20 protein-coding genes are annotated in these 18431 nt (G+C 57.9%); 9 read left to right on the top strand and 11 right to left on the bottom strand.

Going from position 1 to position 18431, the window contains the following annotated elements; translation table 11 throughout:
* Positions 1-167: 167 nt before the first annotated feature.
* The 4 genes from LOY56_RS15140 to LOY56_RS15125 all read right to left on the bottom strand — a co-directional run bounded on the left by LOY56_RS15140 (position 168) and on the right by LOY56_RS15125 (position 5296).
* The gene (locus tag LOY56_RS15140) at positions 168-1649 is read right to left on the bottom strand and encodes a tyrosinase family protein (RefSeq protein ID WP_258615221.1); all 1482 of its coding nucleotides are present in this window, start codon (positions 1647-1649) and stop codon (positions 168-170) included.
* Between the two features lie 102 nt (positions 1650-1751).
* Positions 1752-2099, bottom strand: coding sequence for a hypothetical protein (locus tag LOY56_RS15135; RefSeq protein WP_258615220.1), 348 nt, complete (start codon positions 2097-2099; stop codon positions 1752-1754).
* A gap of 180 nt (positions 2100-2279) precedes the next feature.
* On the bottom strand, positions 2280-4460 hold the full coding sequence (locus LOY56_RS15130; protein ID WP_258615217.1) for a multicopper oxidase family protein: 2181 nt from the start codon (positions 4458-4460) through the stop codon (positions 2280-2282).
* Positions 4461-4546: 86 nt separating this feature from the next.
* Entirely contained in the window at positions 4547-5296 is a 750-nt protein-coding gene (locus LOY56_RS15125; protein ID WP_258615213.1) for a DJ-1/PfpI family protein, read from the bottom strand.
* Between the two features lie 237 nt (positions 5297-5533).
* Here LOY56_RS15125 and LOY56_RS15120 point away from each other — a divergent pair, with 237 nt between their 5' ends.
* Positions 5534-5797, top strand: a complete 264-nt coding sequence (locus LOY56_RS15120; RefSeq protein ID WP_258615211.1) for a hypothetical protein — start codon at positions 5534-5536, stop codon at positions 5795-5797.
* 681 nt (positions 5798-6478) lie between these two features.
* Here LOY56_RS15120 and LOY56_RS15115 read toward each other — a convergent pair.
* Positions 6479-6871 (bottom strand): 4-oxalocrotonate tautomerase, encoded by a 393-nt coding sequence (locus LOY56_RS15115; RefSeq protein WP_258615209.1) that lies wholly within the window; start codon positions 6869-6871, stop codon positions 6479-6481.
* Positions 6872-6973: 102 nt separating this feature from the next.
* Here LOY56_RS15115 and LOY56_RS15110 point away from each other — a divergent pair, with 102 nt between their 5' ends.
* The 3 genes from LOY56_RS15110 to LOY56_RS15100 all read left to right on the top strand — a co-directional run bounded on the left by LOY56_RS15110 (position 6974) and on the right by LOY56_RS15100 (position 8857).
* Positions 6974-7843 (top strand): LysR family transcriptional regulator, encoded by an 870-nt coding sequence (locus LOY56_RS15110; RefSeq protein WP_258615208.1) that lies wholly within the window; start codon positions 6974-6976, stop codon positions 7841-7843.
* Positions 7844-8000: 157 nt separating this feature from the next.
* Positions 8001-8426 carry an SRPBCC family protein gene (locus LOY56_RS15105; protein WP_258615207.1) on the top strand — a complete coding sequence of 142 codons (426 nt, stop codon included), beginning with the start codon at positions 8001-8003 and terminating at the stop codon, positions 8424-8426.
* 17 nt (positions 8427-8443) lie between these two features.
* Positions 8444-8857, top strand: coding sequence for a MarR family winged helix-turn-helix transcriptional regulator (locus LOY56_RS15100; RefSeq protein ID WP_258615205.1), 414 nt, complete (start codon positions 8444-8446; stop codon positions 8855-8857).
* 106 nt (positions 8858-8963) lie between these two features.
* Here LOY56_RS15100 and LOY56_RS15095 read toward each other — a convergent pair whose 3' ends face one another.
* The 3 genes from LOY56_RS15095 to LOY56_RS15085 form a co-directional block, all read right to left on the bottom strand.
* The gene (locus tag LOY56_RS15095; RefSeq protein ID WP_258615204.1) at positions 8964-9539 is read right to left on the bottom strand and encodes an NADPH-dependent FMN reductase; all 576 of its coding nucleotides are present in this window, start codon (positions 9537-9539) and stop codon (positions 8964-8966) included.
* A 148-nt stretch (positions 9540-9687) separates the two neighbouring features.
* Positions 9688-10881, bottom strand: coding sequence for an MFS transporter (locus LOY56_RS15090; protein ID WP_258615202.1), 1194 nt, complete (start codon positions 10879-10881; stop codon positions 9688-9690).
* Positions 10878-11018, bottom strand: coding sequence for a hypothetical protein (locus tag LOY56_RS15085; protein WP_258615201.1), 141 nt, complete (start codon positions 11016-11018; stop codon positions 10878-10880). Before LOY56_RS15085 ends, LOY56_RS15090 begins: the two co-directional genes overlap by 4 nt.
* Positions 11019-11130: 112 nt before the next feature.
* Here LOY56_RS15085 and LOY56_RS15080 point away from each other — a divergent pair, with 112 nt between their 5' ends.
* The 3 genes from LOY56_RS15080 (at position 11131) to LOY56_RS15075 (ending at position 13106) form a co-directional block, all read left to right on the top strand.
* On the top strand, positions 11131-12042 hold the full coding sequence (locus LOY56_RS15080; RefSeq protein ID WP_258615199.1) for a LysR family transcriptional regulator: 912 nt from the start codon (positions 11131-11133) through the stop codon (positions 12040-12042).
* A gap of 610 nt (positions 12043-12652) precedes the next feature.
* Positions 12653-12910, top strand: coding sequence for a GNAT family N-acetyltransferase (locus LOY56_RS27045; protein ID WP_408980338.1), 258 nt, complete (start codon positions 12653-12655; stop codon positions 12908-12910).
* A 7-nt stretch (positions 12911-12917) separates the two neighbouring features.
* Positions 12918-13106: a hypothetical protein gene (locus tag LOY56_RS15075; RefSeq protein WP_258615196.1), complete on the top strand. Its 189-nt coding sequence runs from the start codon at positions 12918-12920 to the stop codon at positions 13104-13106.
* 68 nt (positions 13107-13174) lie between these two features.
* On the opposite strand, the gene ilvD is transcribed toward LOY56_RS15075, so the two are convergent.
* The gene (gene ilvD, locus LOY56_RS15070; protein WP_258615191.1) at positions 13175-15106 is read right to left on the bottom strand and encodes a dihydroxy-acid dehydratase; all 1932 of its coding nucleotides are present in this window, start codon (positions 15104-15106) and stop codon (positions 13175-13177) included.
* A 101-nt stretch (positions 15107-15207) separates the two neighbouring features.
* Here ilvD and LOY56_RS15065 point away from each other — a divergent pair, with 101 nt between their 5' ends.
* The gene (locus tag LOY56_RS15065; RefSeq protein ID WP_258615186.1) at positions 15208-16125 is read left to right on the top strand and encodes a LysR family transcriptional regulator; all 918 of its coding nucleotides are present in this window, start codon (positions 15208-15210) and stop codon (positions 16123-16125) included.
* Between the two features lie 129 nt (positions 16126-16254).
* Here the strand turns inward: LOY56_RS15065 and LOY56_RS15060 are convergent, their stop codons facing one another.
* Both LOY56_RS15060 and LOY56_RS15055 read right to left on the bottom strand, forming a co-directional pair.
* Positions 16255-17169 (bottom strand): TolC family protein, encoded by a 915-nt coding sequence (locus LOY56_RS15060; RefSeq protein WP_408980337.1) that lies wholly within the window; start codon positions 17167-17169, stop codon positions 16255-16257.
* A gap of 19 nt (positions 17170-17188) precedes the next feature.
* Positions 17189-17614 carry a TolC family protein gene (locus tag LOY56_RS15055; protein ID WP_258615178.1) on the bottom strand — a complete coding sequence of 142 codons (426 nt, stop codon included), beginning with the start codon at positions 17612-17614 and terminating at the stop codon, positions 17189-17191.
* 225 nt (positions 17615-17839) lie between these two features.
* On the opposite strand from LOY56_RS15055, the gene LOY56_RS15050 reads away from it, so the two are divergent.
* A complete protein-coding gene (locus LOY56_RS15050; RefSeq protein WP_258615176.1) occupies positions 17840-18430 on the top strand; it encodes a TetR/AcrR family transcriptional regulator in 591 nt (196 codons plus the stop codon).
* Position 18431 lies beyond the last annotated feature (1 nt).

Here is an 18431-nt window from a genome sequence, read left to right as displayed (position 1 = left end):
TCGTGATGATCGATAGCCCATTCACGGCCACGCAAAACGCGGGACCTTCTGTGTTCACCTCGTTGTAAACGGAAAGGGCCAGGCCGAGTCCCCCCGTGGCCAAAAGCAATGGCCAGGGGGCGTAGATAAAACTGCGTAGAACAGGGCCTGGCCGCATGAGGTCGCTCTCAACTCACGACGCCACTTCGCTTGAGAACGCTTATGCGTTCAACCGTTACAGGTTGGTCTTGCGATATTTGTTCTCCAGGGACAAGTGTTACTCGCAGATGGTTTGGATCGAAGTCTCCGGCGCTTGTCAGTCGCTGGGCCAGGTCGGTTATGTCGATCGTATAGCCCAACCCATTGCCGGCGTGGGGGCCATCCGGCTCCGAGGCGACGTTGAGCCCGAAAAGTGTCAGGCTACCGGCGTGCCTATCGGGATGAAGCGCTGGATCGGCGCCTTCCGGCAGATTGACGTACACCTCTAGCAAAGGTGACGGTGCGGTGCCGCGCACAGACTCGAGGGAAAGGTAGAGCCGGGCCACTTCATTGCCTGGAGTCGTCGCGCCCATGGTGGCCATGCTTTTTGTGGTCGCGAGTGGTTCGAGGTCGATGTGGGTGTGTGCTGGTGTCCCACCGACCGTGACTACCGCTGCATTCGCACCGATTGGTTGAATGGTTTGTTGATTGGGCAAGCCCATTTTGACCCGTGCCACAGACTCCTCTCCTGGCGTTACGCCCGTGCCACTGATCAAGTCATCATAGGCCCGATAATATTTTCCACCCTTCAAGGTGTCTTGACTGGTGAACGTTACTCCGGGCGCATCCCCGCCGGGGACTGGCATGATGAAGCGGCGGTCGGCCGGGCCCTCGAACCAGCGCGGATCGCGAACCATCGTCTTGCCCGGCGTGTTCATCCATGCCTCCCACAGTCGATCGATGTTGCAATGGTGAAGCCAGAAGATTGGGTCAAGACCCGCTAACAAGGCATTCCCCATGAATCCCTGTGCGCCTCCGATGAGACGATGGACAGTGTTGTGCGGGTTGCCTTCCAGATCGCCGGTCATTCCGTCGAACTGCTCGAAATTGCCAGTGATCCCTCCGCCGAATCCTAGGGTTCCATCGTTGCCCACCAAAAAATCGTTCTCATCCATCGCGACGAGGCTGAACCCATCGTTTGGGCCCGGCTGCAGTGCGGTGAACCCTGGTCGGCGAGGATATTTGTTGAGCGGGTTTGGAGCCCCGTTGGGTAATGTTTTTGCCAGAAAGGCATCTGGCATCTGCCGCGCATCCGGATTGCTACTGTTGAGGTAGTTCCAATAGGGAAGCGCCCAGTCATCGCCCGTCAGCTCCTTCACTTTAGCCGCGACGATGGACTCGAATGCAAACAAATAAGCACGGTGCCACGAAACGAAGTACCAACTGCCGTGCTGACATTGATTGCCGTATGTATCGTTGGTTAAATCCGTTGGAATTGTGTCCGTTGCTTTGATGACGTGCTCGTCAATCCACAATTGGCGGCGGAATCCATGCATGGCGCCGAGGAACTTCCAACTATTGCGATTCGCTATTGGCAGTTCGTCCAACGCTTGCATTGCCAGTGCATAGTTCAGTAACACCTTGTTCCATCCCGGGCCGAGTGTTGCAACATCCTGGCGAGAAGTGGACATGAGCTCTCCCTCCGTTTCTGTTAAGTGATGCCTGTCTGACGTTCGTCAGGGGCTGAGGCCGGATATCATCACTTGAGCTCCGGCACTCATGGTCCAGCAGCGCTACTCTGTTTGCAGCAATAGATGCACATCGATAACGGGGTTGCCCATCAGCTTCTGTGGGTGCCGGTCGCCGACAAAGTCTTTGTTCACCGGTTCCACCCAGACGCTCAGCTTGCCGCCCAGCACTTCAGCCATCGGCAATTCGAAATCGAATTGGGTCATGGCGTTGGCCACGCAGTTGGCGCAGCTTTGAACCTCCACCGGCTGAAACAGAGCTCTGGACGCGATCATCTTTCCGTCTTTCTGCAAGCGCACCGAAAAGCTGCCGGGGATCTTCAAGCGATTAATGCCGCTGACCCGCACCCAGGTAGGGTTAGTGACAGGCGCTGTGGTGGAGGTCATTGTCATGCCCGACTCCTTGTCGTCAGTAACAAACAAAAGTTCCAGTGGACCGGATCCTGGTCGCCAGCATGCTCGTGCTGGGCCACCCGTGTTTCCGGATCACCGTCTGTCAACGCAGGGTTGTTGAGAAAACTTCTATAAGTCCATTTTCCTGTAAAGGGATTGCTCATTACTGACATCTCCTTATCAGTGTTGCTTTGAATCTGAGTGTTGATTCGATGCGTGCTTCATACCTGCCATGCCAATGCCACCGCCGATGGCATTGATGTCTGGAACGATCTGGATGTTGGTCATCATGCCGCCGTCTTCGTGGTCGAGGATGTGACAGTGGATGACGAACTCACCGATGTAGCGGTCGTAGTGCGTGCGCACCAGAACCTGGTAATCGTTCTGCACGAAGATGGTGTCTTTGAATTCGTGCCACATCCCGCAGTATTGGTTTTGCAGTCCCAGCTCATCGGCCGGAACCAGGCACTCGCCGTTGGGGCCGAAGATACTTTTGGGTTTCTCACCGGGCTTGGCGTAGAGCACATCCATCACCTGGAATGGGTTGACGTGAATGTGAAAGATGTGGGGTTCGCCCTGCGAGCTCAGCACCCAGTCGTCGGTGGTGTTGACCTGGCGAGTGAAGTCGATGCGGTCCGGGTCATAGGACTTGTAGTTGATGAAGAAGCCGAACGCGCTTGTCCACGGATCTCCCGATTTTTTCGGCTGGGTGGCAGGCGGAGAGGGCGGGAATGGTGGATTGCCGATGAAGAAGTCAACCTTCTGGATGTCGTTGTTGACCACCGCATCCTTGAGGTTGTCCATCCCGCGCCAAGGGTTCAGATTGCCGCTGCGCAATCCTTCGAGTGCGGCGACCGGCAGCGATGGGTCCGTTTTGTTGGCGTCGTAGAGCGCCTGCTGGATATAGCTTTGCGGATCGTCGGTCACGACCTTGCCGCCAGAGACGATCACCGTCGCCAACAATTGGGTTTCGTTCGGGCCCTGGCCGCCCGGGCCTCCACTGGGGCCGGCATTGGCGCGTTCTGCGGGTGTTGCCGCCTGGTTCAGCACACAGTAGGTGCCGTCGCGGGGGAATATCAGCAGCACATCACTGCGATAACCGGGTTGCAGGAAGTTGCTGCCGATGCCACCGCTGACACTCTTTTTGTTCACACCGATGGGGCGAATGGCGGTGCGCGTGAGTCCGTCGGCGGCGATCTCGAATTGAGGGACAAGCTCGACCGGTTTGCTGGAGTTGGGCACGGTCACCGGGCATAGGTCGGCGATCAGCGCAGCCTGTTCCTTCGGTGTACCGCTGAGCACGCCTTTGAGCGCGAGACTGGCTTTGGGGCTGGTCGTGTTCATGGGCACGATCTGCAGGTTCACGGTGTCGTGGATGCCCCCGTGAATGAAGCGCCAGCGTTGGATTTCTCCCGCGGCAATGCCTTGGAGGGTCGGTTGCACCACACCGTTGATGCTGGTGAACCGACCGCTCTCATCCCAGGCAGTAGCCGAGGAGAGTTGCGCATCGAAGTTTTCTACAACACCTGTTTTGCCGCTGGGACACGTCCAGGTGCCATCCTTTTGCGTAATGATGGCGCCCTTATCGTCGAAACAGGCATACGGGATTTGCTGGAACAGAAAGACTTGTTCGGTAATGGGCTTCCCGGCAGCGTCCTTGAGAATGGTGTCGATGTCACCTGGTTTGCCACCGGCGTAGGGGCGGCTGCCGCGCACAATCAGGGCGCCCGCGGCACCGCTGGCGACTTGCAGCGCCGTGGAACCATGCCGGTGTGCGTGATACCAGAAGGTGCCCGAAGGGTGATCGGTGGGGATGTTGATCTCGTATTCGAATTTGGTTTGCGGAGCGATGTTCAACAGCACGTTGTCGCTGTTGCCGGACGGTGAGACGTGCATCCCGTGGTAATGCAGATTGATCGTATTGAAGCAACCCGCCCCACCATTCGCTGGATCGCTTCCCCCCGGACAACTGGGATCGTTTTTATCCAGCTGGTTGTCCAGGTGCACCCGCAGGGTGTTGCCTGGCTGCACATCAATGAGCGGCCCCGACAGGCAACCGCCATAGGAGCGCAGCTTAACCTTGTCCTTCGCACCGTCGGGATTGCCCGGGTTGAAGATGTAATTCTCGCGTTTCTGCACTTGCAGGTTGAGTTCAACGGTTTGACCGTCACGGGTGATGTCCCCCACCGGGTTGCATCCTGTTTCCGGAAGGGCCAGTTCGGTCGCCTTCAGCGTGTCCGGCGCTCCTTTTTCAAGAAGTCTGGGCGGTGCGAGGAATGGCTGGGCTATGAGTTCGGCGAGCGCAGCAGAGGAGGTTGTACAGGCCATCAACCCGGCCAGAATTATACGAAGCGAAGTCATGTTGTTCTCCCTGCGCCATTGCGCGAATGTGAGCGACAGCCTCGACGGCTGGAGCCGGCATCGACCTTGCGGTGGCTGCGCGACTCCTAGGAAGAACCTTTGCGCTTGAGCACATTGGCGATGGTCGCGGCCATGCCGGAAAAGTCGCATGTGCTGCCGGCCCCTGGGGTGTAGACCGGCGGATGGGCGACGGAAGGATCACCGCTGTTGAACGGAGGGTCGGGGTTGTACTGGATGGTCAACTGCACCTTTTGGGCGACGATATTGCTGGAGATCATTGCGATAATTTCCAATGCCTCATCCAGCCCCGACGAAATACCACCACCTGTGATGCGTTGCCTGTCGACGATGTATCGTGGATAGCCTTGCACTACCTTGATCTGGGGAAACAGTTTCAGGCAGGCGATGAAGGCCCAATGAGTCGTGGCATCGTAACCGTCCAGCAAACCTGCCGCGGCTGCCAGCAATGCACCCTCGCAGACGGAGGCGGAAAATTTCGCGGCCTCGCCTTGTCGCAACAACCAGTTCATACGCTTTGACTCGTCCATCAGGCGCTTTAAATCGTCAGGTTCGCCGCCGGGAATCCATAGCAGACTGATGTATTCAGAATGTTGATCGAAAATCGGTAAATCGCCACCGAGGGTCAGGCCGTCCCGGGTGGTGATGGACGGCCCATCAAGGGATATCAGCCGAACTACTCGGGGGGGGGCTGCGGGATTGTGCTGCGGTTCGATCCGGGCCATCCAGTTGAACAGCTCGTACGGGGCACTGACGTCGAGCAAGTCCACGCCATCGTAGACCGGGATTGCAATCAAGTACTGTTCTGGTGCGGGCATGGCTCCCTCCTGGAGTACACCGCGGCGAACGCGCTTGCGTCGTCAGGTGTGTAGCGTCCTGCTAATCAACATTGCGATACCCGGACGGCAAAACCGGGGGTCCTGCTGCCTGAAACAAATGCCCAAGGGCAGCTTCTGGGGAGCATAGTTGGCGCCCTTCCACCTGCAAGGCGTTTTCTTAGCCAGGTGCTGAGTGGTATTGATCGATGCTGGGGATATCTATGGAGGTGTGGGGGAGTGATTAGCGAGGAGGGGAGTTCAGTCGGTGTTTTTAGCGGTCGCGGCAGGACCGTTTCAGGCCGAAAGTATTCGGACCCTTTGCAATTTTTCGCGAAAGATAATGCGACGAGTGTCTATCTTAAGTTCGCCATTGTCGAAAGCGGTTCCATGGCCGGCTTGAACACGAAAGCCAAGGCTGAGCTCAAGGCGTGGACCGACGCGATGGGACCGGTTGCAACGGATGCCTGGAAGAAAAAACTGGATAAAGCGGATGGCAAATGATTTTTCTGGCCGTAAAGGTGTTTTTGAAGGTGCTGGCGGTGACCTCGAAGGGTGACCGCCAGTTTTTTTTGCGGGTGCAATTTCATTGTGCTATTACCTTGGGACCTTATCCGCAGCGCCCTTTGGTAAAGACGCTAGCGTCGCAGTAGGGAAGGATCCGAGAAACACTGGACCAGGGCCTCGCTGAAGTCTCGCGTCTCCCCCAGCCTTGATTGCTCTCCTGTGTACTGGAGGCTTGACGTGAGATGCCTGTCCCGGATGATTTTGCAGATCAGCTGAATTTTAACGCCGAAGATCTCGAGCGCATCTTCACTGACCCTGGCGCTTATGCCCTGGCAGTCGAAGCGTTGGCGCAGATGCGGCTGGGGCGAGAAGCGCGGATCCCAAGCGCTGATGGCCTGAATGCCGGTGCCGATGGGCTCGGTGTAGATCGGGCCAGCTTCTGGGTCGAAGTGCTCAGGCTCAAGGAGTGTCTTCCCACGTTCGTGGTCGCTTTACGTGGGCGAGGCATCCTGTCTGCGCAAGCCTCTGACACCCCAGCAGAACCCGACGATTACGCAGCGATGTTCGACCCCGAAAGGTTGCGTGATTTTCTTGGTCGAATGGATTCCTTTCGTTGCACGATCCGCGTTCACGGTAACGTGAAGGGCTCAGGGATTCCCTGTGTCGCTGGCTTTGGTATCAGGGGTGGTGATGTTTATATTCTTGGCTCAGGCCGCCATATCCATACGCACTGGCCCTGCAATCGATGACGTGGATATTGGAGTGTGGATGCAGGTTGCCGATTTCCCCGGCCAATAGCGCGAAAGCCTCACGCTGAAAGCGCGCCTTCTGCGCTTTGGTGTTTGTCTCATCCGTGATGGTGACCTCCAGGCGGAACGAGTTGTAACCCAGTTCGGCCAGCGAGCAACTGTTGATGAACCACTGCTCATGGGGCACGAAATCCACGATCACAAGCGTCTGCTCCGGATGTTTCTCCAGCACGTCGCAGGTTAGCGCGGTGAGCTGGGTGACAATCCCCCGGACTCGCGCAAGGTCAGGTTGGCCAGAGATTTTGAGGGTGATGCCGGGCATGTTGGAGACCTCGTAGGAAGTTAATGTCTGGCTCAGAGTAAGGAGTGGGTTGAGTGCTGAAAAGCCGGAAGATATGATCATATCCTTCGGAAAAACAGCAGGATGAACATGCGCCCCTTTGACCTAGAACTGTTGCGAGCCTTCGCGGTTGCGATGGAGTCAGGCAGCCTTGCGGAGGCCGCGCCTAAGTTGTGTCGGTCGCAGTCGGCGTTAAGCGAGCAATTGCGCAAGCTCGAGGCCTTCACCGGGGTCACGTTGCTGGAGCGGGGTAAAAAAGGCGTAAGACCGACACCGGCTGGCGAACGCTTATTGGTCCATACACGAGACATGCTTGCCTTGAGTGATCGTGCCCTTGAAAGCGTGCGTGGCGTGACCTTTGTCGGCGAGTTGCGGCTCGCCATCACCGACTACTTTCTGCCCAGCTCGATCGCCGACCTACTGAAGAAACTGCGAGTACGCTATCCGCTCCTTCGCCTGCATGTGTCGGTACGCAAGAGTATGCAAATCGAGAGCGGGGCGGATTCGGGTGAATTCGATATCGGCCTTTCAATGCGAATTCTCGACGGGCGCAGCCTGCCTGAGGGCCAGCCGGTTCGACGGGAGGCACTGCGTTGGGTGTCGGTCGCGGGGTTCGAGGCTGAGCTGGAGGAAAATACCCCGTTGCCACTTCTGGTACTGCCGCAGGGATGCAGCCTACAGCGCCTCGCCAGAGAGACCTTGGAGGCGCACGAGGTGCCCTACGTGGTTGCGCATTCGGCGTCCGGAGTCGCGGGGCTGCAATCAGCGTTATTGGCAGGGTTGGGTGTCGCTTGTTTGAATGCGTCCGCTGTACCGATGGGGGCGGAGGTCTGCCGGTCGGCGCAACATTTACCGGTATTGCCGGATGTTGAGTTCAGTCTGTTGCCCCCTCGTCCTGGCGAATCTCAATTGGTAAGTGCCGTACGGGAAATGCTTGCGAGCCAGTTCAGTTAATCTTCCAGGCATCCATCAGCGCAGCTATGGCGCTCGGCTTGACCCTGCGTTTAGGAGAGTGAGGGGCCGCTGCTAGGGCCTTGAGCGTTTTCCAGCTAGTCTCGAATAGTAAATGTATTTACTATATCGCTTCGATACATGACCCAAGGAGCGAGCCATGCAGATCAAAGCGTCCATTGAGATTAAAACTGAGCCTGAGCGCGTTTTCCGTCTGTATCAGGACGCTGCCCACTGGGTCGACTGGGATCCGGAGGTGACCGCGGCAAGTTTGCCCGATGGTCTCAAGTTGGGGGCTAAGGGGTGGCTGAAGCCCAGGAGCGGACCGAAGGCCAATATACAGATCGTGGAGGTGACGCAAGGCACGTCATTCTCGGTGCAGACCCGGTTGCCGTTGTGCCGCATGTGGTTCGGTCACAGCCTGTCGGCGAGTGGTGGATCGACCGTTGCAACCCATTGGGTCGAATTCAGAGGCCCGCTGAGCTTTTTGTTTCGATATTTGGTTGGCAGGTCCATTCAGGCTTCGTTGCCCAACACGATGTGCGGCCTTAAGCGCGCCAGCGAAGCCCAGGTGAGTGCACCGTGAGTGGGGACACGTTGGCCATGGACGATAAATGGAGTGGTTCCGCCTACGCGGGACCCAGTGGTAGCCCGGGGTTCCGACTCTGGCGCGAATTCTTGGATTGGCAGCGCCAACTCAATGTGCTCTTGAAACCCTTGGGGCTCACCCAGCCGCAGTTCGCGATTCTGGCTGTGTGCGGTTGGTTGACGCGGGACTGTGAGCAGATCACTCAACATGGCATTGCGAACTTCACCGGCATGGACCGTATGCACATCTCGCAGATCGTATCTCGCTTGGAAAGAGATGGGCTTATCGAGAAACGGATAGACCCGCAAGATCAGCGTGCGAATCTGCTATCACTCAGTAAGGAGGGGCTTGCTCAGTTGCGCATCGCCATGCCTGTGGTTGAAGCGTTCGACACAGCGTTCTTTCTCAAAACCGCAAGCCGTGACTGAAGGACGTTTTTGAGTGTTTAACTGCGCTGAACGCCAGTAAGCCCGGCACGTACTTGTCGTGTCGTTTCACTCAGTCAAACCAACGGGTGCAACCCATGTTGGAGCATCAAAGGTTTTGATTGTCGAGGCGTCGTTTAAAAGCGCCGAGGGCAGTACCCATCAGTGGGCCCATCACCGGGTCGGTGGCAATGCTCTCGGCGCTCAATCGACTGGAGAGGAGGTTAACAGTCATTGACGCTTCCTCGATGATGCGAGCCGACATCGTATCCAGGACCAGCCGCAATGCAGCTTGCGCGTGACTGGCTCTGGGCGATGAGTTGAAAAGCGCGACAGGCTTGTCCGGAAACTCTTCACTGCTCACGAGCCAATCGAGCATGTTTTTGAATGCGCCAGGAATACCTCGAGCGTACTCGGGGCAAGAAAACAACAGCCCATCCGCCTGCCCGATAATTGCACGTAACGCTATGACTGCCTCGGGGGGATCCTCGAGCAGATCCGGGTTGAAGTGAGGCAATTCAGCTAGGCCTTCGTAATGCACGACCAATACCCCTTCGGGGCATAGACGCTCAGCTGCTCGTAGCAGAACTGAGTTGGAGGAGGCCTGACGCAGACTTCCAGAAACAGCAAGCAGACGCACCATTTCAACACCGTTCGTGATTCGTAAGTCGGTGAAGTTTCGCACGAGCCGGACCTCATGCACCATTGCTGCATAGCAATGCGGCGATGAACATATTCTTCCATCTTGCTGCTACGAACGACTGTGTTTACAGGATAAAAACCTATTCGTTGGATTCAGGGAGATGATTGGTCGGATGTCTACCGCCCTATCGTCATTCGAGTACTTGCGCGTTTCGAGCCAAAGGCTTGCGCATCTGCCAAAGCATCCAGGTGATCGCCAGACCGATGACAATAGCCCCGACCCAGGCGGTACTGATCAGGCCCATCCCCTCCAAACTCGCGCCCCCCAGCAGTGCACCCAGCGCGATCCCACCATTGAAGCCTGCGATATTCAGACCCGCCGCGACTGCCGGCGCCTGCGGTGCGTGTAAGTGCGACAAGCCGAGCACCCGTGCCTGCAATGCCGGCACAGCCGCATAGGTCAGCGCACCCAAGGCACCGGTCAGTAGAGTCATCAGTGACAGGGACGAAGTTGACAGCCAGATGGCCAGCAGTACCACCAGCAACCCAGCCAGCACCGTCATCACCGCAAAGTCAGCGCCTTTTCGATCGGTCAGGCGTCCGCCCCAGAAGTTGCCGATGGCCGCCATCACGCCGTACCCCAACATCAACAAGCTGGCTGTACCCTCGCTGACTCTCGTCTCCTGCAACAGAATCGGAGAAATATAGGTGTAGAGCGCGAATGACCCTGCGTAAGCCAGCACCGTGATGCCAGCGCCGGCTAACAGGTATGAATTAAAGATGGCTTTGATCCCATCCATCGCATTTGCCTGTGTTGATGCATCATCACGAACCGCTGGCATCATGATCAGCAAACCCAGGAAGCCGAGGGTGCCACTCGCAGCCACGGCCATGAAGATGACTTGCCAGCTAAACAAACCGCCCAGATATGTGCCGAGCGGAACACCTATCGCCAGGGCTAAAGTCAGGCCGCCAAATACCACGGACACAGCCGCTCCAGCGCGATGCCTCCCTGCCAGTTGCGTTGCGACGCTGGACGCCACGGCCAGGAATACGCCATGGCCCAGCCCGGAGGCGAAGCGTGCCATCAGCATGGGCATCAACGTATCGGACATGCTCACCAACACATTGCCCAGCGTGAACAAACCCATTGCCACTAGCAGCAGCCGCTTACGCGGCCAGCGTGTTGCCAGTGCGGTCAGCCCTGGTGCACCCATCATCGCGCCGAGCGCATAAGCGGTGACAGCCGCCCCCACTTGGCTAACGCTGGTATGCAAATCCGCGGAAATGGTCGAGATCAATCCGATCGTGACGAACTCGGTGAAGCCCAGGGCAAATGTGCAGAGTGCAAAAACATAAATCACAAAAGGCATGCGCTCGTTCATGAATCAAACCCACCGAGATCGAGACCATCGACTTGCGTATCGCCTCCCTTGGCGCTGACCAAGTCATTGGCGTCGAGGTGAACCGCAGGTCCTTTGCGATCGCGGTGGATCAGGGCGAAAAGAATGCGTTGTGTCATCAAAAACTCCTGGAATCTGGCAGGCGTATGCGGCCGGGAGCGCCATTCTGGCGATTTTGATATACCCTTTAAACGACCAGAATGGACAAGTACTTGCCCTGTAATTGCCCAAATGAGTGTGCGTAATCTGGATGACCTAGCGATATTCGTGCAGGTGGTAGACCGTGTGAGCTTCTCCGCCGCCGCACGTGATCTACACCTGGCACCCAAGAAGGTGAGCAAGCAGATTGCCCGTCTTGAGCACGCGTTGGGCACCACCCTGTTCGAGCGCAACACCCGCAATCTACGGATTACGGACGAAGGCCGCGCCATCGCTGAGCGAGCGCGAGTTGCCCTGGCGGTGCTAGAAGAAATACAGGAATTGGCAGCGGGGGGACGCCAGGAACTCAGGGGCATCATTCGCTTGACCGCACCCGCGCCGTTTGGCCGCAAGTACGTTACTGCGGCCATCCATGACTTTTGCCGTTTGTATCCCGGAGTAGGCTTCGATTTGCGTCTGTCCGATTCGGTGCAAGATCTGTTCAGCGCTGATCTGGATTTAGCGATCCGCATGGGCGAACTGGCCGATTCGCGATTGGTAGCGCGGCGAGTGGCTGATAACCGGCGTGTGCTGGTGGCATCTGCCTCTTACTTGCAGAAGTACGGCCAACTTGAACAGCCGGCGGAGCTTGAGCAACACAACTGCCTGGTATTCGCCTATCCGGGGTTGTTGCAAAATACTTGGCCACTGCGCAACGGGCGGCGAGAGGTGGCAATCGCGGTCAGTGGCACACTTTGCAGCGACAGCGGCGATGCGCTGCATGAGTGGTGCTTGGCCGGGCTGGGCATTTCGCTGCGTGAGACTTGGGATATCCACGAGGAGATACGCGATGGGCGGTTGCTGCGGGTTTTGCCGGATTGGGAGGCGCAACCCTCGAAGATAAGCATGGTGCGGGCACGCCGCGAGCCGGTGCCTCGGCGGCTGACGGTATTCAGCGATTTTCTTGTCGAACGCTGGCGTAAGGCGCCTTGGGATCTGATTTAGTCGAACAGTCGCTCTGATTACGGGATTTCAGCACAGTTTGCCTGGCTAAACAGACGCCCAGCCGTGGAGGCACAAGCTTAGTCATCCCCTTGTCTGTTGCGTCGTATCCGTTCGGCCAAGTCGTGTACTGGATACCGTATGACAGGAGACTGTCATGTGCGGTTCAGTGAGGATCCGAGGGGAAACTCCCTACAGTTGACTCGACTCGCAGGCGCACTGCGCAGCGGAAAACGGAGATGGTCCGTATGCATAGTTGAAGGATGTTCTTACACGCCTGCCGATGGATAGTGCGGGTGAGACCGGAGAACTACTGCCGTATCAGTGGATCCATTTCGAGCTTATGCAGGATGATCCAGCGGACGCTTGAAATGATACTGGGGAAACATATGAGGCTAAATGACATAAGCCTTCGTCAGTGTACGTCGGAGGACGAACCGTTTCTACTTGCCTTGCGGCGTGTGACCATGGATGAGCACCTGAGGCGTGCTGGGGAGCCTACTGATGATGCCGCTCACTTGGCCCGTATCAGATACCGAGCCTGCGATGCACATATCGTATTATGGGCATCTGTCCCTATTGGCTTACTTAAATACGTTGAAGGTCTAGCTGAATGGGAAATCGTTCAAGTTCAAATTTACCGGCTTACCAGGGGCAAGGTATTTCGAAGCAACTCCTAACCGAATGGCTGGCCCGGGCAGATCCAGCTGATATTGCTGTATCGCTCGCTGTTTTGAAGGGTAACAAAGCCATAAATCTCTATAGGCGGTTGGGGTTCCAAATCGTTACGGACTCAGGAAACTCTTTCAAGATGAAACGGGAGCGACAGAAATATCATACGGACGACGTGAGCGCCGATATTCGTCCTTGATGCACCGATGCGCCAGCGCTACGTGGGTGAACTGCATGGCGCCATACAATCGAGCCTGGCCGCGGGGGATCAGCGCCGGTTGCTGAGCTCGATACAGATCGAGGAGGTTGTTGATGGAACGTGGGGGGCGAACGGTGAGATCTGGCATTTGGCCGACTTCACCCGTGCAGCCGGATACGGGCATCTCGCGGACTAGCGATATGGGCCCTTCAGAAAGCGTACACCTGTACGCTTATTCGTCCCCCGGCTGAACTGTCGGTTGTTTCAGTCCCCGTCGAGATAAACGGTTGGCGGTACTGTTGCGATTCGCTGTGAGGCAGGGGGAGATGCTCGCCTGCCGCCAAATCGCTGTTGAACCTGCGTCACATCCCTGACTGCACCGCGAGCTGCGTTCGATGTCAGTGCCGCGTAGGCCTGAAGTGCCGCCGACACTTTTCGAGCCCGTGCGGCTGGCTGCCAGGCTTGCCCTTCCTTGGCATCCATCGAGTGGTAACGCTGGTTCAACGTTGCCTCATCGACCATCAGTTCAACGGAACGGTTGGGAATATCGATCTTGATCACGTCCCCTGTTTCCACCAGGCCTATCAGTCCACCTTCCGCCGCTTCCGGTGATACATGGCCGATGGACAGGCCGGAGCTGCCGCCCGAAAATCGCCCGTCGGTCAAAAGAGCGCAGGACTTGGCCAGCGCTTTGGATTTGAGATAGCTGGTGGGGTAGAGCATTTCCTGCATACCAGGGCCGCCCTTGGGGCCTTCGTAGCGGATGACCACAACATCGCCAGGCACCACCTGGTCGCCGAGGATGCCAGCCACCGCCGCCTCCTGACTTTCGAAAACCACGGCTTTGCCTTCGAACACCAACATGGAGGGGGCGACGCTGGCTGTTTTGACGATACAGCCCTCCGGCGCCAGGTTGCCAAACAGCACCGCGAGGCCGCCGTCCTTGCTGAAAGCCTGTTCAGCGCATCGGATCGCGCCCGTTGACCTGTCTGTGTCCAGATCATCCCAGCGCGCTGACTGACTGAAGGCTCGCTGGGTGAGGGCATTGCCCGGCGCGGCACGGAAAAAAGTCTGCACTTGCTGGTCTGGGTTACGGGCGATGTCCCAGCGATCCAGCGCATCTCTCAAGGTGGGCGCGTGGATTGTAGGCAAACTTGTGTCGATCAAGCCTGCACGGTCCAACTCGCCAAGGATCGCCATGATGCCACCGGCTCGATGCACGTTCTCGATGTGCACATCGCTACAGGCGGGCGCGACTTTGCACAGCCACGGGACTCGGCGAGACAGCAGGTCAATGTCGGCCATGTTGAACTCCACGCCGCCTTCGCGCGCAGCTGCCAATAGGTGAAGGACCGTGTTGGTCGAGCCGCCCATGGCGATGTCCAGGCTCATGGCGTTTGAAAAAGCCGCTCGGTTGGCAATGTTGCGCGGCAACGCCCGCGCGTCGTCTTGTTCATACCAGCGCTTGGCTAACTCGACGATCAGCCGCCCGCTCTGGCGAAACAATCCCTCACGCTCAACATGAGTCGCCAGCACCGTACCATTGCCCGGCAATGCCAGGCCAAGCGCTTCCGTCAGGCAGTTCATTGAGTTGGCGGTGAACATGCCGGAGCATGAGCCGCAGGTTGGGCAGGCGGCGCGTTCGACCGCCGCGACCTCTTCGTCGCTATAGGCGTCATCGGCGGCGATCACCATCGCGTCGATCAGGTCCAGAGACTGTCGCTTGCCTTTGATTACCGCCTTCCCAGCCTCCATCGCACCGCCAGAAACGAACACGGTCGGAATGTTTAGGCGCATGGCAGCCATCAGCATGCCGGGGGTGATTTTGTCGCAGTTGGAGATGCACACCAGCGCATCTGCGCAATGTGCGTTGACCATGTATTCAACGGCATCGGCGATCAGCTCCCGCGAGGGCAGCGAATAGAGCATGCCGTCATGGCCCATGGCGATACCGTCGTCGACGGCGATGGTGTTGAACTCCTTCGCCACACCACCGGCCTCCACCACTTCGCCGGCAACCAGTTGGCCAAGGTCCTTGAGGTGTACGTGGCCTGGGACAAACTGCGTAAAGCTGTTGGCGATGGCAATGATGGGTCTGCCGAAGTCGTCATCGGTCATGCCTGTGGCTCGCCACAGGCTGCGGGCGCCGGCCATGTTGCGGCCATGGGTAGTGGTTCTCGAACGATAAACGGGCATAGAGTCCTCCTGGGCTGACGGTATGGACTCAGGCTAAAGACTGGTTTTGTGGCTGTGAAATATATTATTTAATGCTTATTAAGTCTCTGGAGGTATAAGAAATGGATGTTCGCCAGCTCAGGCATTTTGTTGCTGTCGCCCAGACCTTGCATTTCAGCCTGGCAGCGCAGCGCCTGTGCATGACCCAGCCGCCGTTGAGCCAGTCGATCATGGCGCTGGAGCGCGAAGTCGGCGCGTCGTTGTTTGTACGGACCAAGCGCAGCGTGGCGCTGACCCCGTTCGCCGAGCAATGGCTACCTCAGGTGCGGGCCGCGCTGGGTGCTATCGATGCGCTTGGTAATACGGCGCAAGCCATCCTTCGCGGCGATGCCGGCGTGTTGGAGCTGTCTTTTGTCAGTACCGCTGACTACAGCATTCTTCCCGTGCTGGTCCAACGGTTCCGCAGCATGTACCCGGCGGTGGAACTTTCGTTGATGGAGGCTACCAGTGATCTTCAGATCGCTGCGCTGGTCGAGGGCAAGGGGCACGCAGGCATTGTTATTGCCAACCCGTGGGCCACGATCCCCGATCAATTGGCCTACCGGTCTTTGGTCGTCGAGCCACTGATTGCCGCTGTGCCGGAGGCGTGGATGGCGGACGGGCGCTTGGTCGATGTGGAGGGCCGACTACCTTCAGACGCGATGATATTTTGCCCGCTGGTGGTCTTTCCCAGGCGTGCGGCACCGGCGTTCTTTGATCTGGTCACCGGCTACTACGCCGCGTGCGGCGGTAGCCTGCATATTGCCCAGCACGCTATTCAGATGCAGACGATCATTAGCTTGGTATCGGCAGGCATGGGCATCGCCCTGGTGCCGGCCTCATTGCGCCATCTCGCTCGCTCGGGGGTGCGCTATCTCGCTTTGGAGGATAATGCGCCTCGTCTGGAAACAGGCCTGGTTTACCGCCGCGACGATATGACACCGACCCTCGCCAACTTCCTGCACATGGCCAGTCAATTGCTCGAACTGGACATGAGTTGAGCCCAGGTCGGGCGATTTGGCACCGGACACCTCAGGTCGACACGGCGACCTGTTACGGCGTTGGTGCCGGTTGGCGTTTTCAGAGGTGACGGCTCTGTCGACACGCGCGCAAATACGTTGTCACCAACGCTAAAGAGCCGGCTCCAGACTCGCTCCGCCGACAGCCTTGTACAGCGCGACCACTGCCAGTGCCCGCTGCTCGACAACGTCCGCGCTGCTCAGCTGAGCCTCGCGCAAAGCCTTCGCGGTATCGAGACGATTGAGCATGTCCGTGATGCCGCGTTGGTAAAGCGTATCGGCATGGCTGGCTGTGCGCTGGGCAGCCGCCAGACGAATCTCTTCCTCCATGGCTTTGCGGCGCCCGGTATCAATGGCAGTGAGTGCATTTTCGGTATCTTCGATACCTTCAAGCACTGCCAGGCGGCACGCAAAGATCGCTTCCGTCAAACCCGCTTCGCGCGCACTCACGGTCGCGCGGCGTGCGCCCCAGTCCAGCAATGGGATGTGGATTGATAGCCCAGCGGACGCGTTCGTCGCGCGTTCGGCTAAAGGTGTGCCGAGCAGGCTGCCGCTGGCTTTGATGTCTCCTGTTAGCGTCATGCGCGGGTAGAGATCGGCGACAGCGATACCCAACTCCGCACTGGCTTGTGCAATCAGGCGTTCTGCACGTTGGATTTGCGGGCGTACGCGCACAAGATCGGCAGGTAGAACACGCAGCGCCAAGCGTTCGGCAACGGGTTGTGGCATTGGCTTCAGTAAGTCCGAGTCGAGGGTGGCTTTACCGGTCAATACGGCGATGCGCTGGGAGGATTGCTGTATGGATTGTTCGAGCAGCGGCAGTTGCGCCGCTGTCTCCGAGGCTGCCGTCAGACTGCGATCGAGGTCGAGATCGCCCACAATGCCTGCGGTGCGTCGGTCACGCGTCAGCGCGACGAGACGGTTTTGATCTTTGAGGTTTTCTCTCTGGAGCGCCAGGCGGCGCTGTGCGGCGCGTAACTCGATGTAGCTGCGCGCCACTTCGGCGACCACGGAGACGCGCGCCATTCGAGACTCGGCCAGCGCACTACCCGCTGTTGCGCGGGAGGCTTGTTCGGTCGCTGCGAAGTGCCCGAACAGATCTAGCATCCCAGGATGCATCGAAACCCGCCTGGAAGTAACTGCTGGTTCGCGAACCGGTAGAAGACTGTAGGTTATCTTCCGAGGCTCGCTCGAAGTCACTTTCGGCGGGGCCGGACAAGCGCTTCTGGCGGCGGCCTTCAGTGGTTGCGCCCACCTGTGGCAAACGCTGAGCCTCGGCTGTTCGCACCAGTGCCCGGGCGGCTTGCAAGCGGCTGCTGGCCTGCAACAGCGTCAGGTTTTGTTCAAGCGTCTGTGCAACCAACGCATCAAGCACCGGCTCATCAAACGCCTTCCACCACTGAGCTGGGTCGACGATCGGTGTGCGAGGCACGGTGCCACGGTTCGCCCAATCGGTTGCAACGGGCTGCACGTTTTCGGGCTGCGGGCCAAGCTTTGCGCATCCTGCAAGCGTGGCGGCTAAAACCATGACCGCGGATAGAAGCGGCCTTTGCGTTATAGGGGAGTTTGCCGGTCGGCTCACGGAAAGATCCTTTCGTATCGTCGCTTGACTGTGCCTGGGGTTTTCTAAATACTAGACTAAGTAGTCGATCTAATGAAGGGGGCGAACATCAACACCTGCCTCTATGGAGAAGAAATGAGAAAAGTTGATCCTGAGAAGCACCAGGCCAAGCTGCACCAGATCCTCGAAGCAGCGGTCATGTGCTTTGCTGAAAAAGGCTTTCGCGGTACTTCGACCAACGAAATCTGTGCTGCTGCGGGCATGAGCCCTGGCAATCTGTTTCACTATTTCCCCAATAAACAGGCAGTGATTGAGGCCATTGCGGAGGAGGACCGACGCGAAATGAGTGAGCGCTTCGCCCGACTTGCCGATGAACCCGATGCCATTGTGGCTGTCGAGCGATTGGCGAAGGACCTCTTGAAGCAGTGCGCCGATCCTATCTACGCCAAGATCGGCGTTGAGGTTGTTGCTGAGTCCATGCGCAACCCTGAAATGGCAGCCTTATTTGCTGCCAGCGAGGCTTCGATCAAGGGGGATCTGGTCGCGCTTCTACAGCGCGGAATCACACAAGGTCAGATCGATGCAACCTTGGATCCGAAAATCGCTGCTACCTGGCTCATCGCTCTTATTGACGGTGCAGTTTCCCGCTCTGTTCTGGACCGGGATTTCAAGCTCAAAACCTATACGCCAACGTTGATGCGCATGATTCGACGATTTCTTGAGTAGC

Origin of the sequence: Pseudomonas sp. B21-048 (genome assembly GCF_024748615.1) — a bacterium.
In the GTDB taxonomy this organism is placed as follows: domain Bacteria; phylum Pseudomonadota; class Gammaproteobacteria; order Pseudomonadales; family Pseudomonadaceae; genus Aquipseudomonas.
The sequence above is the reverse complement of the archived record's forward strand: the minus strand, read 5'-3'. Positions and strand labels throughout refer to the sequence as shown.

Bases quoted from the DNA above. Each gene is read 5' to 3' on its own strand.
- LOY56_RS15110 (WP_258615208.1), top strand. From the start codon at position 6,974: ATGAACATGCGCCCCTTTGACCTAGAACTGTTGCGAGCCTTCGCGGTT.
- ilvD (WP_258615191.1), bottom strand. From the start codon at position 15,106: ATGCCCGTTTATCGTTCGAGAACCACTACCCATGGCCGCAACATGGCC.
- LOY56_RS15125 (WP_258615213.1), bottom strand. From the start codon at position 5,296: ATGCCCGCACCAGAACAGTACTTGATTGCAATCCCGGTCTACGATGGC.
- LOY56_RS15100 (WP_258615205.1), top strand. From the start codon at position 8,444: ATGGACGATAAATGGAGTGGTTCCGCCTACGCGGGACCCAGTGGTAGC.
- LOY56_RS15140 (WP_258615221.1), bottom strand. From the start codon at position 1,649: ATGTCCACTTCTCGCCAGGATGTTGCAACACTCGGCCCGGGATGGAAC.
- LOY56_RS15130 (WP_258615217.1), bottom strand. From the start codon at position 4,460: ATGACTTCGCTTCGTATAATTCTGGCCGGGTTGATGGCCTGTACAACC.
- LOY56_RS27045 (WP_408980338.1), top strand. From the start codon at position 12,653: ATGGGAAATCGTTCAAGTTCAAATTTACCGGCTTACCAGGGGCAAGGT.
- LOY56_RS15050 (WP_258615176.1), top strand. From the start codon at position 17,840: ATGAGAAAAGTTGATCCTGAGAAGCACCAGGCCAAGCTGCACCAGATC.
- LOY56_RS15080 (WP_258615199.1), top strand. From the start codon at position 11,131: ATGAGTGTGCGTAATCTGGATGACCTAGCGATATTCGTGCAGGTGGTA.
- LOY56_RS15065 (WP_258615186.1), top strand. From the start codon at position 15,208: ATGGATGTTCGCCAGCTCAGGCATTTTGTTGCTGTCGCCCAGACCTTG.
- LOY56_RS15090 (WP_258615202.1), bottom strand. From the start codon at position 10,881: ATGAACGAGCGCATGCCTTTTGTGATTTATGTTTTTGCACTCTGCACA.
- LOY56_RS15060 (WP_408980337.1), bottom strand. From the start codon at position 17,169: ATGGCGCGCGTCTCCGTGGTCGCCGAAGTGGCGCGCAGCTACATCGAG.
- LOY56_RS15135 (WP_258615220.1), bottom strand. From the start codon at position 2,099: ATGACAATGACCTCCACCACAGCGCCTGTCACTAACCCTACCTGGGTG.
- LOY56_RS15105 (WP_258615207.1), top strand. From the start codon at position 8,001: ATGCAGATCAAAGCGTCCATTGAGATTAAAACTGAGCCTGAGCGCGTT.
- LOY56_RS15115 (WP_258615209.1), bottom strand. From the start codon at position 6,871: ATGCCCGGCATCACCCTCAAAATCTCTGGCCAACCTGACCTTGCGCGA.
- LOY56_RS15075 (WP_258615196.1), top strand. From the start codon at position 12,918: ATGCGCCAGCGCTACGTGGGTGAACTGCATGGCGCCATACAATCGAGC.
- LOY56_RS15085 (WP_258615201.1), bottom strand. From the start codon at position 11,018: ATGACACAACGCATTCTTTTCGCCCTGATCCACCGCGATCGCAAAGGA.